General features: G+C 47.1%; 18 protein-coding genes and 1 riboswitch. Of the genes, 7 read left to right on the top strand and 11 right to left on the bottom strand.

The annotated features are described in order from the left end of the window. Positions 1–54: 54 nt before the first annotated feature. The 6 genes from ABDB98_RS05525 to ABDB98_RS05500 all read right to left on the bottom strand — a co-directional run bounded on the left by ABDB98_RS05525 (position 55) and on the right by ABDB98_RS05500 (position 6,386). Positions 55–1,212, bottom strand: a complete 1,158-nt coding sequence (locus ABDB98_RS05525; RefSeq protein ID WP_438421596.1) for an acetylornithine transaminase — start codon at positions 1,210–1,212, stop codon at positions 55–57. Further along, positions 1,209–1,985, bottom strand: coding sequence for an acetylglutamate kinase (gene argB / locus ABDB98_RS05520; RefSeq protein WP_016938257.1), 777 nt, complete (start codon positions 1,983–1,985; stop codon positions 1,209–1,211). The genes ABDB98_RS05525 and argB overlap by 4 nt, the downstream gene beginning before the upstream one ends. Positions 1,986–1,999: 14 nt before the next feature. Then, positions 2,000–3,217, bottom strand: coding sequence for a bifunctional ornithine acetyltransferase/N-acetylglutamate synthase (gene argJ, locus ABDB98_RS05515; RefSeq protein ID WP_438421595.1), 1,218 nt, complete (start codon positions 3,215–3,217; stop codon positions 2,000–2,002). Positions 3,218–3,239: 22 nt separating this feature from the next. Next, positions 3,240–4,277 (bottom strand): N-acetyl-gamma-glutamyl-phosphate reductase, encoded by a 1,038-nt coding sequence (argC, locus tag ABDB98_RS05510; RefSeq protein WP_438421594.1) that lies wholly within the window; start codon positions 4,275–4,277, stop codon positions 3,240–3,242. A gap of 133 nt (positions 4,278–4,410) precedes the next feature. Further along, complete coding sequence (locus ABDB98_RS05505; protein WP_016938260.1) at positions 4,411–4,953, bottom strand: MFS transporter; 543 nt, start codon at positions 4,951–4,953, stop codon at positions 4,411–4,413. Then, positions 4,950–6,386 (bottom strand): FAD-binding oxidoreductase, encoded by a 1,437-nt coding sequence (locus tag ABDB98_RS05500; RefSeq protein ID WP_438421593.1) that lies wholly within the window; start codon positions 6,384–6,386, stop codon positions 4,950–4,952. The genes ABDB98_RS05505 and ABDB98_RS05500 overlap by 4 nt, the downstream gene beginning before the upstream one ends. 218 nt (positions 6,387–6,604) lie before the next feature. Between ABDB98_RS05500 and fosM the strand changes: the two genes are divergently transcribed. Beyond that, a complete protein-coding gene (gene fosM / locus ABDB98_RS05495; protein WP_438421592.1) occupies positions 6,605–7,027 on the top strand; it encodes a FosM family fosfomycin resistance protein in 423 nt (140 codons plus the stop codon). A gap of 73 nt (positions 7,028–7,100) precedes the next feature. Here fosM and ABDB98_RS05490 read toward each other — a convergent pair whose 3' ends face one another. Beyond that, positions 7,101–7,409, bottom strand: coding sequence for a metal-sulfur cluster assembly factor (locus ABDB98_RS05490; protein ID WP_003155088.1), 309 nt, complete (start codon positions 7,407–7,409; stop codon positions 7,101–7,103). A gap of 62 nt (positions 7,410–7,471) precedes the next feature. After that, positions 7,472–8,239, bottom strand: a complete 768-nt coding sequence (locus ABDB98_RS05485; RefSeq protein ID WP_438421591.1) for a prolyl oligopeptidase family serine peptidase — start codon at positions 8,237–8,239, stop codon at positions 7,472–7,474. 120 nt (positions 8,240–8,359) lie between these two features. Between ABDB98_RS05485 and ABDB98_RS05480 the strand changes: the two genes are divergently transcribed. The 3 genes from ABDB98_RS05480 to ABDB98_RS05470 all read left to right on the top strand — a co-directional run bounded on the left by ABDB98_RS05480 (position 8,360) and on the right by ABDB98_RS05470 (position 9,604). Further along, complete coding sequence (locus ABDB98_RS05480) at positions 8,360–9,172, top strand: Cof-type HAD-IIB family hydrolase (RefSeq protein WP_438421590.1); 813 nt, start codon at positions 8,360–8,362, stop codon at positions 9,170–9,172. An 85-nt stretch (positions 9,173–9,257) separates the two neighbouring features. Beyond that, positions 9,258–9,407, top strand: a complete 150-nt coding sequence (locus ABDB98_RS05475; protein WP_016938265.1) for a hypothetical protein — start codon at positions 9,258–9,260, stop codon at positions 9,405–9,407. Further along, positions 9,407–9,604: a DUF3813 domain-containing protein gene (locus ABDB98_RS05470; protein WP_269775535.1), complete on the top strand. Its 198-nt coding sequence runs from the start codon at positions 9,407–9,409 to the stop codon at positions 9,602–9,604. The genes ABDB98_RS05475 and ABDB98_RS05470 overlap by 1 nt, the downstream gene beginning before the upstream one ends. 36 nt (positions 9,605–9,640) lie before the next feature. On the opposite strand, the gene ABDB98_RS05465 is transcribed toward ABDB98_RS05470, so the two are convergent. Then, positions 9,641–10,102: a BsuPI-related putative proteinase inhibitor gene (locus ABDB98_RS05465; RefSeq protein ID WP_438421589.1), complete on the bottom strand. Its 462-nt coding sequence runs from the start codon at positions 10,100–10,102 to the stop codon at positions 9,641–9,643. 14 nt (positions 10,103–10,116) lie between these two features. Further along, a complete protein-coding gene (locus tag ABDB98_RS05460) occupies positions 10,117–10,959 on the bottom strand; it encodes a YitT family protein (RefSeq protein ID WP_003155101.1) in 843 nt (280 codons plus the stop codon). A 125-nt stretch (positions 10,960–11,084) separates the two neighbouring features. On the opposite strand from ABDB98_RS05460, the gene ABDB98_RS05455 reads away from it, so the two are divergent. After that, a complete protein-coding gene (locus ABDB98_RS05455; protein ID WP_438421588.1) occupies positions 11,085–11,936 on the top strand; it encodes a DegV family protein in 852 nt (283 codons plus the stop codon). Positions 11,937–11,984: 48 nt separating this feature from the next. Continuing rightward, positions 11,985–12,107, top strand: a complete 123-nt coding sequence (locus ABDB98_RS05450; RefSeq protein ID WP_101605560.1) for a DUF3941 domain-containing protein — start codon at positions 11,985–11,987, stop codon at positions 12,105–12,107. Positions 12,108–12,275: 168 nt separating this feature from the next. On the opposite strand, the gene ABDB98_RS05445 is transcribed toward ABDB98_RS05450, so the two are convergent. Continuing rightward, entirely contained in the window at positions 12,276–13,172 is an 897-nt protein-coding gene (locus ABDB98_RS05445; RefSeq protein ID WP_438421587.1) for a CvfB family protein, read from the bottom strand. A 99-nt stretch (positions 13,173–13,271) separates the two neighbouring features. Between ABDB98_RS05445 and ABDB98_RS05440 the strand changes: the two genes are divergently transcribed. Then, positions 13,272–13,763, top strand: coding sequence for a YajQ family cyclic di-GMP-binding protein (locus ABDB98_RS05440; protein ID WP_438421586.1), 492 nt, complete (start codon positions 13,272–13,274; stop codon positions 13,761–13,763). A 100-nt stretch (positions 13,764–13,863) separates the two neighbouring features. Then, positions 13,864–13,985: riboswitch (SAM riboswitch) on the top strand. The last annotated feature ends 40 nt before the right edge of the window (positions 13,986–14,025 follow it).

Genomic DNA, 14,025 nt, shown 5'->3' with positions numbered 1-14,025 from the left:
TGACGAATAATTAATTAAAAACATGAATTTTTATACTCTTATAGCGAAAAAAAATTATCGTTTCACTGCGGTATGCGCTTCTATCGCTGCTTTCAGCATGCTGACGGCCGAGAGCATTTCCTCTTCAGAAACCGTAAGCGGCGGGAGCAGCCTGATGACATTCGGTCCGGCCGGAAGCACGAGAAGTCCGCGTTCCTGCAGGTCTCCGATAATGCCGGAAACGGAACCTTCGCATTCAATGCCGATTAATAGCCCTTTTCCGCGGATATCTTTTACAAAAGGCACTGTCAGCTCACTTTTCAGCCGGTCTTTTAAAAAAGAGCCTTTGCCGGCCGCAGCCTCGAGAAAGTCTGGATGAAACACAATGTCCAAGGTCGCATTCACAGCTGCCATAGCAAGCTTATTGCCGCCGAAAGTCGTACCATGCGTACCCGGCGTGAAGGCTTCGCCAAGCTTCTTTTTGCCGATTACGGCTCCGACGGGAAAACCGTTTCCAAGCCCTTTCGCAACGGTGATGATGTCCGGAGAGATGCCGAAATGCTCATAGCCGAATGCTTTTCCCGTCCGGCCGATTCCGGTTTGAATCTCGTCTATGATAACCAGCGCCTGTCTGTCTTTGCAAAATGTCTGTAAGGCTTCGATGAATTCCGGGTCGGCGGGATGGACTCCCCCTTCTCCCTGCACCGTCTCAAGCATGACGGCGGCGATATCATCCTCTTTTGAAAGCGTGCTGAATGCTGACGGATCATTAAACGGAAGATAGTGAAATCCATGGAGCATCGGTCCGAAACCGGTTTTGATTTTGTCTTGTCCGGTAGCGGCCATTCCCGCATATGTCCGTCCGTGAAAGGATTGCCGGAATGTCACGATTTTTGTTTTTCCCGTTGCTTTACGGGCAAGCTTAATGGCGCCTTCATTCGCTTCAGCCCCGCTGTTGCAGAAGAAAACCAGGTCCCCCGCACTATGTTCGGCAAGCTTTGCCGCGGCTTTTTCCTGCAGGTCATTTTCAAACAGATTGGAAACGTGCCATACGCAAACAAGCTGTTCTTTGACCGCTTCTGTCACCGCATCATGACAATGGCCGAGATTGGAAACGGCGATGCCCTGAATAAAATCCAGATACGTTTTTCCGTTTTCATCCTCTGCGATTGTCCCTTTCGCTTTTTTGATATCGATAGGCCAGCGGCTGTAGGTTTGAAATAAACTGCTCATGACACGCTCTCCTTTTCCTTGACGATTTTTGTTCCTTGGAAGGCTTGATCGGTGAAAAACGCTCCTTTTCCGTTTACGATCATAACTTCCGCGACATCTTCACTCAGTGCCGATAATGCCGACTTCACCTTCGGAATCATCCCTCCCGAAATGACGCCGCCATCGATGAGAGTCTGAATCTCCCGCGGCGTCAACGTCTCCAGCCGGTTCTCTCCGTCCATAATTCCTTCGACATCCGTGACAAATAAAAGTTTATCGGCTTGTAAGGCTGAAGCGACGGCTGATGCCGCTGCGTCTGCGTTGACGTTCAGCGTTTCAAAATCACTTGTCATGGAAAGCGGAGCGATAACGGGAATGATGCCTTCTTTCATTAGTGCTTGAATAATGGACGGATCGGTTTTTTGGATTTCACCGACTTCTCCGTATTTGTCTTGATCAAGATAGGATGCTTGAAGGAGACCGCCGTCCTTTCCTGAGATTCCCGCAGCTTTCAGCCCGTTTTTCGCGAGTTCGGTTACGAAAAATTTATTGACCGTTCCTGACAAGACCATTTCGGCTGTTTCCAGCACCGGTTTGGTCGTTTTCCGCTGCCCATCGACAAATTCCGTTTCAATCTGCAATGTTTTCAGCATTTGTGAAATTTCCGGACCGCCGCCATGCACGACGGCAATGTTCCAGCCCGATTGCATAAGCTCTTTTACATTTTGAAAAAAAGCGGCGGATAACTCGCGGATCACGCTGCCGCCGCACTTAAAAACAATGGTTTTCTTCATGCCGCTCCCCTTTGTTATGTGCGATAGCTCGCATTGATTTTGATATAGTCATAGGTTAAGTCACAGCCCCATGCCCGGCCGCTGCCGGCGCCTTCTTGCAGGCGGACTGCAATCGTAATTTCATCACCTGATAAGTACTCCTTGGCGTCAGTCTCTGAAAACGGCTGAGGTTCGTTGTGTTTAAACAGACACTGACCGCCGAGGAAAACTTCCACTTGTTCGGCCGTTACGCTTGCCGCACTGTGCCCGATTGCGCCGACGATGCGCCCCCAGTTGGCGTCAGTGCCGTAAACGGCGGTTTTCACAAGGCTTGAGCCGACGATTTTTTTGGCGATGATATTCGCTTCAAGATTATTTTTCGCGCCTTCGACTTTGGCTTCAATTAATTTCGTCGCTCCTTCACCGTCTCTGGCAATATCTTTGGCAAGGTCTTCGCATACAAGCTTCAGCCCCTTTTTAAAAGCCGGCCAGTCGGAATGCTGCTCCGTCAGACAATCATTCCCCGCGCAGCCGTTCGCCATCACGAGCACCATGTCATTCGTCGATGTTTCTCCGTCAACGGTGATTTGGTTAAATGAAACATCCGTGATCTCTCTGAGCGCGTTTTTAAGCGCCTGTTCTTCCACGGCCGCATCCGTTGTGACAAAGCCGAGCATTGTCGCCATGTTGGGATGGATCATGCCGGAGCCTTTCGCCGCTCCGCCGATCGTGATGATGTCCCCGCCGATCACCAGTTCATAACACGTCTGTTTCGTCACTGTATCCGTCGTCAAAATGGCTTCTTCAAAAGCTCCGGACACTGCAGGCGCTTGACCGAGCTGCTCAATGCCCGCCTGAATTTTTTCCATGTCTAACAGCTCGCCGATCACCCCGGTTGACGAAACCGCAACAAGCTCCGGCTCAATCCCGAGCTGGCTTGCGAATCCGTCCCGCATTTCATAAGCGTCCTTTAAACCTTGGTCTCCCGTACAGGCATTGGCAATCGCGCTATTGACAATAACCGCCTGAAGCACAGCCTCTTTTTTCAAGCTCTCTTGCGTCACTTTCAAGGGTGCTGCCTGAAAATGGCTCTGCGTATATACTGCTGCACTGACTGCTGGCGTCTCGCTGATAATCGCCCCGAGGTCTTTTTTTGAATAGCGCAGCCCGCAGTGAATACCCTTTGCCTCAAACCCTTTCGGCGAAGATACGCCGCCTTTGATTTTCGTGATTTTCTCACTCAGCTGAATCATATTTTTGAATCCCTCTTTCGTTCTATGGATAGACTGGCGTCATCATAAGTCCCGTTTCTTCCTGCCAGCCATTCATGATATTTAAATTTTGAACCGCCTGCCCGGCGGCGCCTTTCATCAGATTATCTATGACAGAAACGATGGTCACACGGTTTGTTCGTTCATCCACAGTGACACTGATGTCACAAAAGTTGCTGCCGTACACTTCTTTCGTCGCCGGGAATTCACCTTCCGGCCTGATCCTGACAAAATATGAATCTTTGTAAAATTCGGAATAAAACTCTCTTAATTGTGCAGAAGACATTCCCGGAGGGACGTCGGTATACATCGTCGCCATAATGCCCCTTGTCATCGGCGCCAAATGAGCGGAAAACGTGATCGGACCTGTGCCGGGCTGCCATGCCGCCAATTGCTGTTCAATTTCCGGAGTGTGCTGATGCTCATTGACCTTATAAATTTTGAAATTATCATTCAGCTCAGAATAATGAGTGCCCATGGAAGCTTTTCGGCCGGCGCCGGATACGCCTGTCTTCGCATCAACAATCAGAAATGAATCTTGTAAAAGCTTATTTTTCGCCAGCGGGGCGAGCCCGAGAAGCACAGCCGTCGGAAAACACCCCGGATTGGCAATCAGCTTTGCATTCTGAATTTCTTCTTTTTGCAGTTCGGCTAAACCGTAAACCGCGTTTTGAATCGTTTCTTCCGGGGCGGCCTGCCGCTTATACCACTTTTCATACACGGCCGGATTTTGAATCCGCAGATCGCCGGAAAGATCAATGACCGGAATGCCCGCCTCCGCCAGCTTCGGCGACCACTCCCCGGAAACGCCGGGCGGCGCGGCTATGAACATCACATCAATTTCGTTGCGGATCGTTTCTATATGAAGCGGCTGAAGTGATTGCGGCGCTATATTTCTCAAATGCGGATATGAAGCATCATATGCCTTTCCTTCATCGCTCGATGAATATAATATACAATTATCTGTATAAGGGTGATGGTTAAGAATTCTGACAAGTTCGGCGCCTCCATAGCCAGTTGCGCCTATAATACCAATTTTCAACGGGTTCACCTTCTTGGTTTTTGTGAAATTATTTAACATTATAACATGAATAAAAATTAATTCAATTGTATATTTAATATTTTTCATTCATTTTCCATCTGTTTTTGCCGACAAAAAAAACAGGCTGATTCTATCAGCCTGTTTTCTTCAGCATCATCAGCCCGCTTATAAAAAACAGCACAGAGCTTGCGTAAAAAATAATGTGAACCGTAAAGAAGTCAGCGAGAAAGCCGCCCAGAATGATGGCGGCAGCGGAAAATACGGCCGTCCAAAAATGATAGCTGCCGACTTTTTTCCCCCGCTCCCCGCCATCGGTGTAATCGGCGATCACTATTTTTTCGCCGTGTTTTTGCATGGCGCCGAACAGGCCCAAAAGCACTTGCACAACATAAACCTGGTGCACACCGGTGATGTGCGGGAGCGTCAGGAGAAGGACTGCCATGCCCCATGAATTCGCCATAAGGAACCAGCGGGGATCAAGTCTTGCCGACAGCCGGCCCAGCAGCGGATGGATCAAAGCGCCGCTCAGGCCGAACAAGCCGTATGACAAACCGAATTGCGTGTAGCTGGAACCGATGTTTTTAATAAACAAAATATAAAAAGGAAAGATCAGGCTGCCGGCAAAAAAGACACTGCTCTGAGACAGGATCAGCCATTTTAAATGATTGTGTTTCATGATTTGTACCTCTGATAAAAATAATTCATAAACAAGTCATCCGGATCATACTTGCGCTTTTTCTGAAAGAACATGTCACTCTTCGGATACGCCTTGCGCATCTGCTCTTTCGTTTGGTACAGCATATACGGCAGATAATAGCTGCCGCCGTGGCGCAATGCCGTGTCCGTCATTTTTCTGACGATCCGCGCCGCACCCGCCTGACTGTCTTTTGAAAACCCTTCATTGATTAATAGAACGAGCGAAAACATATCATCCTTTGCATATGACAGGTCGGCTTTTTCATTTTTTTGCACGTAGCGGATCGTAATATTTACAAGATTGAGATCTTCGTGTGACAGCGCCGTGCGCAAATCATGAATGTACGGCGCAAATTCGCCGACAGGCACGAAGTATTCCTGAAGCACGTCGGTATTGTCCGTGTTTTCATATTCCAAAAATTTCGATTCTGACCTCATGACATTATTTCTGGAGATTTTCACGCCGTTTTGGCCGAGAAAATAAGACTGCTGGGCCGACCAGAGCCAATTTCTTCCCCAGTCATACCGGCGGGAGAGACCGAGCGCGAATTTCGTAAGCGCCGGATGCTCATCTTCTTTCAGTTCATTGTGCTGCTTTAATTCAGTCTGATTGTCTGAGAGCGTGTAATCAGTCACATACATATCGTGCAAAAAGCCTTTATCCCCTGTTGCGATCCGTGCAAGATGCATGCGCACGGCAGGATTGTGCTGTACATGCCGGGTAAAATATTGACTGTATGTATCAGCGTTCATGCGTTTCGTTTTCATTTCGCATAGCTCATCATCTGTCAGCTCAATATCTGCGTCAAGTATCACACCGAACAGGCCGTACCCGCCGATGACGGCTGAAAACAGGTCATCTTTCGGGGTGACCGTAACGATTTTGCCGTCCGCCTTTAAAAGATGAAACGATTTAACCGTATCAATCAGCGAGCCGTACCGGATATCCCGGCCGTGAGCGTTGGCGCTCAGTGAGCCGCCGATCGTAAAGATGTTTTGCGACTGCATGACCTTTACCGCGAGCCCGTACGGATTGACATACCGCTGAATATCATTCCAAGTCGCCCCAGCCTGCACTCTGATGATTTTTTTCTTTCGGTCGAGACCGAGTATTTTGTTGTACCCCGTCATGTCGAGAACGATACCGTCTTCATAATACGTCTGGCCGCCCATTGAGTGCTGGGCGCCTGCGATCGAGATCTTCAGATGCTTTCTTTTTGCTTCCTTAATCGTTTCGACCAATGTTTCTTTCTCTTTTCCTTTGACCGTCTGCTTAATTTTCACCGGCATGAGACGGCTGACATCCGTCATTGTTTCCGCCTGCTGATGCCGCTCTTTGTGGAAGACAGAAACAGCGAACAGCGCCGAATAAACAAGGATGCTAAGGATAATGAGAAGTATTTTTTTCTTCATATGTTCCCCCCTCGCGTGCAGCCGGTCTATTATATCACGACTTCCGCCCTCTTTTTTCCTTTTTATCCTGATACTGGAAAAACCCGAATGTTGGAACACTCGGAGTTTTTTGGTGATTTGCCCTTTTTTCCGCACCTCGGCCTGCTATGGCCGGCCGAATTTTTTTTAGTCGGTATATCATCTTTATATATAATAAACATATTAAATGAGGTGGGAACATGAACATAAAAGGTATCAATCATCTTCTTTTTTCTGTTTCAAATTTGGAAAAATCCATAGAATTTTATGAAAAAGTATTTCATGCACAGCTCCTGGTTAAAGGGCAAAAAACAGCATATTTTGATCTGAATGGGCTTTGGCTTGCGCTGAACTTAGAGGAAGATATTCCAAGGAATGAAATACATAAATCCTACACATATACGGCTTTTTCAATTGATCCAAGCGATTTTGATGAAATACATCAAAGGCTGGAAAATCTAAATGTAAATATATTAAACGGACGGCCCAGAGATCAGCAGGATCAAAAATCAATTTATTTTACTGATCCCGATGGACATAAATTTGAATTCCACACAGGCACACTCCAAGACAGACTGTCCTATTACAAAAAAGATAAACCCCATATGACGTTTTATATATAAAGGTTTTATGCAGATAAAAGAAAAGCACCTCCAAACTTTAGGGTGTACCTAAAATCCGGGGTGCATTTTCTTATTACTGAATCCCTAATGCGATTTTCGCGTAGCGTGACATTTTGTCTCTCGTCCACGGCGGATTCCAGACGATGTGAACCTCCGTCTCTTTTACATCCGGAATGTCAGCGAGCGCTTTTTTCACCTCGTCGACGATGATCGGAGCGAGCGGGCACCCCATTGATGTCAGTGTCATTGTAACGTGCGTCAGGCCGTCGTCATCCATATCGACATCGTATACGAGGCCGAGGTTGACGATATCGACGCCGAGCTCAGGGTCAACGACCTGCTCCAAGGCGCCCATGATGTTTTCTTTTAATGCTTCTTCCACGTTCCATCACTCCTTTTTCCTCAGTATAACGTAAAAGCGGCTTTTGTTAACACCTTTGTGCTTTATAAATGCTTATCGAACCAGGCGACTGTTTCTAAAACGGCGTATCTCGGGACTTTATGATCAGCCCGTTCGTCTTTCAGAAACTGAAGATGCTCTGGCCGGCTGCTATAATGCGGTTTAATCGACTCATAAAAGCCGCGGGTTGGTGCATAAGGAACGACTTTGTCCTGAACGCCGTGCCAAAACAACAGCGGGCGGCTGCGGAGTTTTTCCGGTTCCAGACTGAGATCAAACGGTTTGAGCCGCGCAAACAGTTCATCGACCTGTTCTTTTGTGACATCAATGTCGATGTCCTGCTTTTGAATGTGGTCAATCTGCTGCTGAAAAAACGCCGTGTAGTTCGGGCTCCCCATCAGACTGACCCCGGCTTTGACCCAATCATACGCAGCCATCGCGCCGAATGTCGTAATCCCGCCCATTGACGTGCCCGCAAGACCGATCCGCCCGTCTTCAATCAGACCGCGCGTTTCAAAATCCTTTTTCAGCACGTCAAGCTCCTCAATTTCATTTAATACAATGTCCCAAAAATGGACGGCGAGCTCTTCCGCTGACAGCTGTTCAGCACGTTCACCGTGGTAAAGAGCTTCCGGCAGCACGGCTCTGAAGCCCTTTTCAGCAAGCAGGTAAGCGAAATGAAGATTATGTTCCTTCGCGCTTGTAAAACCGTGAATAAAGAAAACAAGGGGAGCGGGACGGTCCCGATTTTCTTCTTTTACAATATGTAAAAACGGAATGCCTGATACGGTTTGATGATCAATAAGAATCACGTTGACTCCCTCCTTAGGATAACCATAATCATAAGTGTAACATGTAGACAATAAAGATGGTAAAAAGCTACACTGTACATAAGATAAAAACAGCAAATCATATGACAAAAGGAGTTATTTATGGAGACAAAACCTTATCTCATCGCCTTAGATCTGGATGGAACATTATTAAAAGATGATAAAACCATTTCCCCTGAAACGGCACGGACGATTCAGACGCTGAAAGAAGCGGGCCATCATGTCTGCATCTCAACCGGCCGCCCTTTCCGTTCCAGTTCGCTATATTATGACGAGCTTGGGCTGACAACGCCGATTGTCAATTTTAACGGGGCGTTTGTCCACCATCCGAAAGACGCTTCATGGGGGCGCTACCACACGTCTTTATCTGTCGATGTGGTCAGACAGCTTACCGAACTTACAGAGACCTATCAAATACATAATGTGCTCGCTGAGGTCATCGATGATGTGTATTTTCATTATCATGATGAGCATTTAATCGAGGCGTTTCATATGAATACGGCGAATGTCACATTCGGTGATCTGCGTGAAACGGTCAAAGAGGATGTGACGTCCGTATTGATTCACGCAAAGGAAGAGGACGTCGCGGACATACGCGCGCATTTATCCGATGTGCACGCCGAGGTCATTGACCACAGAAGATGGGCAGCTCCGTGGCATGTGATTGAAATTATTAAACACGGGATGAATAAAGCGGTCGGATTGAAGAAAATCAGCGACTATTACCAAGTGCCGAGAGAACGGATCATCGCGTTCGGCGACGAAGACAACGATCTTGAAATGCTCCGGTTCGCCGGGTGCGGTGTCGCGATGGGAAACGGCACGGATGAAGTCAAACAGGCTGCTGACCGCGTCACGGGCTCAAATGAAGCGGACGGAATCGCCGGGTTTTTAAAATCCTATTTCTCCCTATGAGATTTTCCCGCTCATAACCCGAAGCCTTCCGCCCATACTAAAACAGACGACTCATCTCGTCTAAATATGGAAGGGGGACATTGCAATGGGTAAACGAAACAAATCAAAACGGTTTATTCAGCAAGGCAAGGACTCTGTCAGTCTTCATGACGCAAGATTTCCATATCGGTCTACATTAGAGGAAGCACAGCATGATGCAGCAAAAGACGCAGCCGAAAGACAGGTTGACTTTTAATGAGAAACGAACTGTTCTCTCAAGCCAAGTCATTTGTCCAGCAGGCTGTCATGATTGCTAACGGTTTCGAGGACGGCGACCGGGAAAAAGCTGTCTCACGCGCCAAAAATGCCGTGTCTTCCGCGTACGCCAATTCGACGGATGCAGAACGTCAGCAGCTGCACCAATTTCAGGATCAGCTGGATAAATTGCAATAAAAAAAGGCGCCCCGTCTGGACGAGGGCGCCGCTTTTTTATTTTACTTCAAATGTTTTTACCGTTTTCAGTCTTTTTCCGATCTGATCGGACTTTCCTAAGAACGTCACGGTGACCGTGTATGTCCCCGGTCCGGGCGCGTTTTTCCACACATCTGAAAAGTCATACGTTTCATTCGGCATTAAGGTCATGGTCTGAAACGCCTGGGTAAACATTCTGTCTTTTGAATAGCGGTACAGTTCTTTGTTCTGTTGATCATGTACGGTCAATTCGAATTTCTGCCCTGAGCTGAATGTGAAATCGATCGGACTTTCGCTTTTGTTTTTTAAAGACATTTGAAATTCGATCTGCTGATCCGTCTGCACAGGATTTACGGCTAATTCCGCTTGCTGTTCATTCATCTCTCCGGATACCTCCTCAGCGGGCTCCTTCTGCCCGGATTGACTGCTGCACCCGATCAATAAAATGACCGGTAATAACAGGCCAAACAGCCACTTCATTCTATCCGCTCCTATCAGTCTTTTCTGAAGAAACCAAAGATTCCCGTCGTTTGCACGATGTTTGTGAAGGCTTTCGGGTCGACCTCTTTCACGATTTTCTCAAGATCATACAATTCGTACCGCGTGATGACGATGATCATCATTTCTTTCTGTTCGTTTGTGTAAGCGCCTTTTGCCGGCACCGTCGTAATGCCGCGGACCATTTTTCCGTAAATCGCTTCTTTGATTTCATCGGCTTTTTTCGTAACGATCATAGCGGTCAGTTTCATGTGGCGGGTATGAATGGCGTCAATCACCCTTGTTGTGACATAAAGAGCGACAAGGGTATATAATGCTTTCTCCCATCCTTGCAATAATCCTGCCGTCAAAATGATAATCCCGTTCAAAATGAAGAAATACGTGCCGACCGGTTTATCCTTCCATTTGGCCAGCACCATCGACACGATATCAAGCCCCCCTGTAGACGCGCCGAATTTCAGCGTTAAACCGATGCCGATGGCTGAGATGACTCCTCCGAATACGGTATTCAGGAGAATATCGTGCGACAGTCTCATTTCCGGGAGAATTCCCATAAAGACGGACGTCAGCGCTACACTTAATATGCTGTATACGGTGAATGATCTGCCGACTTTCAGCCACCCTAACACACCGATGGGAATGTTTAAGAGGAACATGAGAACTCCTGTCGAAATATAAAAAGGGGCGTATTGATCAACGACGCTTGACAGCAGCTGGGCGACACCGGTAAAACCGCTGGCATATACATTCGCCGGTATCAGAAATAAATTCAGCCCCGCCGCATATAGAAACGCGCCGATGACGACGATTGCTAATTTTTTTACTTGTTCAAGTACCATGGCTTGCTCCTCCGCTCATTTTCATTATTAGCTTTTCCCTTAAAACAAAGTTTTGAACACTATTTTGCCACATTTATATGATATAGTTGGCATCACTCTCACCAAATGGAAAGAAGGGAATTATGATGACAGTTCACCTTATTGCTGACAGCGCCTCTGATCTGCCGCAATCTTACATTGAAGAAAACCGGATCGGGTTCATTCCGCTGCACGTAACACTCGACGGAAACGAATATGAGGACGCGGTCACCATTCAGGCGGATCATATATTTCAAGCGATGCGGGATGGGAAAGTCCCGAAAACATCCCAGGCATCACCGGATACGATAAAAAAAGTATTTTTACAATACGCGGAACTGGGAGAGCCGGCGATTTACATTGCCTTTTCTTCAGGTCTTTCCGGCACTTATCAGACGGCCGTGATGGTCGCCAATGAAATCAAAGAGGAATTTCCCGAATTTGATTTACGGATTGTAGATTCCAAATGCGCTTCATTGGGCTGCGGCCTCGCGGTGATGCATGCGCAAACACTCTGTGTTAACGGGAATACAATACAAGAAATCGAAACGTCTGTAAAGAGCTTTTGCGCACGGATGAAACATATATTTACGGTCGATGATGTCGCTTATCTCGCGCGGGGCGGCAGGATTTCAAAAACGTCCGCTTTTGTCGGCGGGCTTTTGAACATCAAACCGATCCTGCATGTGGCTGACGGCAGACTCGTGCCGCTCGAAAAATTGCGCGGACAGAAGAAACTGTTTAAACGGATTTTAGAAATGATGAAGGAAGAAGGCGGCGATTGGCCGGATCAAACGGTCGGAATCAGCTATGCCGACAATGAAGAGACGGCGCTTCGCATGAAAGAGATGATTGAAGATGCGTTCGGTCCGAAAGAAATCATTCTTCATTCAATTGGTTCCGCCATCGGCGCCCATTCCGGGCCGGGAACGCTCGCGATTTTTTTCCTGAAGCCATAATTTCCAATGCCGCGGGCATCCTATCGTAAAGAAGGGAGGCTTTGCCATATGAAAGATGATGACAAAAAACCGCTGGATCATAACGCCTTAAATCAAAAAAAGAACCGGCTTGCCGAAAAAAACCGGCAGGCGGGAAAAAACCAGAATTCAAAAAAACCGGACCATCTGTAAATTCAAAACAGCCCTCTTACCTTAGAGAGAGGGCTGTTTTTTCTGTACGGCCATAAGTTCGCCAGTTACATAGTAAACCGGCGGATCTGATAAATAAATACAGGATATAGGAGATTTTGAGGAAATAAAAAACATCGGTTTTTGTTCACCGATGTTTTTGCAGAATATTTATTGTTTTTCATATGTCCAGCCGTTTTCCTGATACACTTTGCCGTTTTTCATCAGGTGCCCGAGCGCCCGCTTAAAGGCGGCTTTGCTTAAATGAAATCTCTCGCGGATATCGTCAGGATCGCTTTTGTCTCCGTAAGGCATCGCACCGTTTCTTGATCTCAGATAGGTCAGAATCTCTTCTGCGTCAACCGAAAGCGCGTCCTGCTTTCTCGGCAGCAGCGACATGTTGACGGACCCGTCTTCTTTCACCTCGATGACACGCCCTGTCACGCGGCTGCCGAGTCTCGGCTCTTCCTTTCTTTCTGAAGGGTGAATAAACGCGCGGATGCCTTCATCTGTAATCAGAAAAGAGCCAGATGCGATCAGTCTGTACACCGTGCCTGTCAAGTCTTTATTCATGACGTCTTCCTCTGCATCCGTAAATAATTCGCTGATGATATCCTCAGGCGCCGGCTTGGCAAACATGCGCCCGCGGCTTGTCACCTTCAGCATGCAATACAGTCTATCGCCTTTTTGCGGCCAGACGGATTTGTACGGAGGCAGGTGCTCCGTTGCGACAAGCGCGTCTTTTGACAGACCGACGTCGACGAATACGCCCATATCTTCCACAGCGTCCGTCACTTCCACCCATCCGTAATCATAAAAGCTGATGAGCGGCTTTTTCATCGTCGCCGCGAGTCTTTCCTGATGGTCGACGTAAATAAATACGTCCACTTCATCTCTGTCTTCGATATCTTCCGTGATTTCACTGTTATGTAAAAGAACCATATCCTCGCCGTCCGTTAAAAAATAACCGAAATCGGTCTGGTGATCTATACTAAGCATGAGCTGCTGCCCTGGTTTCATGTTATCGTCCTTCCTGCTTCGCCCGTCAGAGGCTGATGTTTTTCTCATTTTTTCCAATTCGCACAAATTCATGCTTTGTGCTGTTGGACATTTCTCTTTATTCTACTATAATCAACACATAAGTGAAATGTTATAGGAGGTTTTCTCATGGCAAAAGAAAGTTCTTTTGATATTGTATCCAAAGTTGAATTTCCTGAAGTGCAGAATGCGATTCAGATGACGCTGAAAGAAATCGGCACGCGCTATGACTTTAAAGGATCTAAAAGCGATGTGACTTTAGAAAAGGAAGAACTTGTTCTGATTTCTGATGATGAGTTTAAATTGAATCAGCTCAAGGATGTGCTGAGCGGCAAGCTGATTAAACGGGACGTGCCGACGAAAAACATTGAATACGGCAAAATCGAAAATGCATCGGGAGGCACGGTGCGCCAGCGCGCGAAGCTTGTACAAGGCATTGATAAAGACAACGCCAAAAAAATCAACGCGGTGATTAAAAACTCCGGCTTGAAGGTTAAGTCACAGATTCAGGACGACCAAGTGCGCGTCACCGGAAAAAATAAAGATGATCTGCAGCAGATTATTGCAGCTGTCCGCGGAACAGACCTGCCGATTGACGTTCAATTTATTAATTTTAGATAAATTATGTGATTCCTATTGATTATTGTCTCTATTTTCGGTAAATTTGGAGAAAGGGATTTTCACAGTTAAGTTTTGGAAACCCATGACAATTACATGAACGTTCTTATCAAGAGAAGCCGAGGGACTGGCCCGACGACGCTTCAGCAACCGGTGTAGTGGTTTACCCAAACCATGACCAAGGTGCTAAATCCAGCAAGCTAAAAACAGCTTGGAAGATAAGAAGAGAGACAAATGATTACAAAGTCTTCTTCTTAAGAAGACT

The organism is Bacillus siamensis (assembly GCF_051628075.1).
GTDB classification, from domain to species: Bacteria; Bacillota; Bacilli; order Bacillales; family Bacillaceae; genus Bacillus; species Bacillus siamensis.
The sequence above is the reverse complement of the archived record's forward strand: the minus strand, read 5'-3'. Positions and strand labels throughout refer to the sequence as shown.

What these genes read in the sequence shown, in the direction of transcription:
- ABDB98_RS05460 (WP_003155101.1), bottom strand. Translation starts at nt 10,959, where the DNA reads ATGGTACTTGAACAAGTAAAAAAATTAGCAATCGTCGTCATCGGCGCG.
- argB (WP_016938257.1), bottom strand. Translation starts at nt 1,985, where the DNA reads ATGAAGAAAACCATTGTTTTTAAGTGCGGCGGCAGCGTGATCCGCGAG.
- ABDB98_RS05470 (WP_269775535.1), top strand. Translation starts at nt 9,407, where the DNA reads ATGAGAAACGAACTGTTCTCTCAAGCCAAGTCATTTGTCCAGCAGGCT.
- ABDB98_RS05465 (WP_438421589.1), bottom strand. Translation starts at nt 10,102, where the DNA reads ATGAAGTGGCTGTTTGGCCTGTTATTACCGGTCATTTTATTGATCGGG.
- ABDB98_RS05450 (WP_101605560.1), top strand. Translation starts at nt 11,985, where the DNA reads ATGAAAGATGATGACAAAAAACCGCTGGATCATAACGCCTTAAATCAA.
- ABDB98_RS05505 (WP_016938260.1), bottom strand. Translation starts at nt 4,953, where the DNA reads ATGAAACACAATCATTTAAAATGGCTGATCCTGTCTCAGAGCAGTGTC.
- ABDB98_RS05455 (WP_438421588.1), top strand. Translation starts at nt 11,085, where the DNA reads ATGACAGTTCACCTTATTGCTGACAGCGCCTCTGATCTGCCGCAATCT.
- ABDB98_RS05480 (WP_438421590.1), top strand. Translation starts at nt 8,360, where the DNA reads ATGGAGACAAAACCTTATCTCATCGCCTTAGATCTGGATGGAACATTA.
- ABDB98_RS05440 (WP_438421586.1), top strand. Translation starts at nt 13,272, where the DNA reads ATGGCAAAAGAAAGTTCTTTTGATATTGTATCCAAAGTTGAATTTCCT.
- fosM (WP_438421592.1), top strand. Translation starts at nt 6,605, where the DNA reads ATGAACATAAAAGGTATCAATCATCTTCTTTTTTCTGTTTCAAATTTG.
- ABDB98_RS05475 (WP_016938265.1), top strand. Translation starts at nt 9,258, where the DNA reads ATGGGTAAACGAAACAAATCAAAACGGTTTATTCAGCAAGGCAAGGAC.
- ABDB98_RS05500 (WP_438421593.1), bottom strand. Translation starts at nt 6,386, where the DNA reads ATGAAGAAAAAAATACTTCTCATTATCCTTAGCATCCTTGTTTATTCG.
- ABDB98_RS05445 (WP_438421587.1), bottom strand. Translation starts at nt 13,172, where the DNA reads ATGAGAAAAACATCAGCCTCTGACGGGCGAAGCAGGAAGGACGATAAC.
- argJ (WP_438421595.1), bottom strand. Translation starts at nt 3,217, where the DNA reads ATGATTCAGCTGAGTGAGAAAATCACGAAAATCAAAGGCGGCGTATCT.
- ABDB98_RS05525 (WP_438421596.1), bottom strand. Translation starts at nt 1,212, where the DNA reads ATGAGCAGTTTATTTCAAACCTACAGCCGCTGGCCTATCGATATCAAA.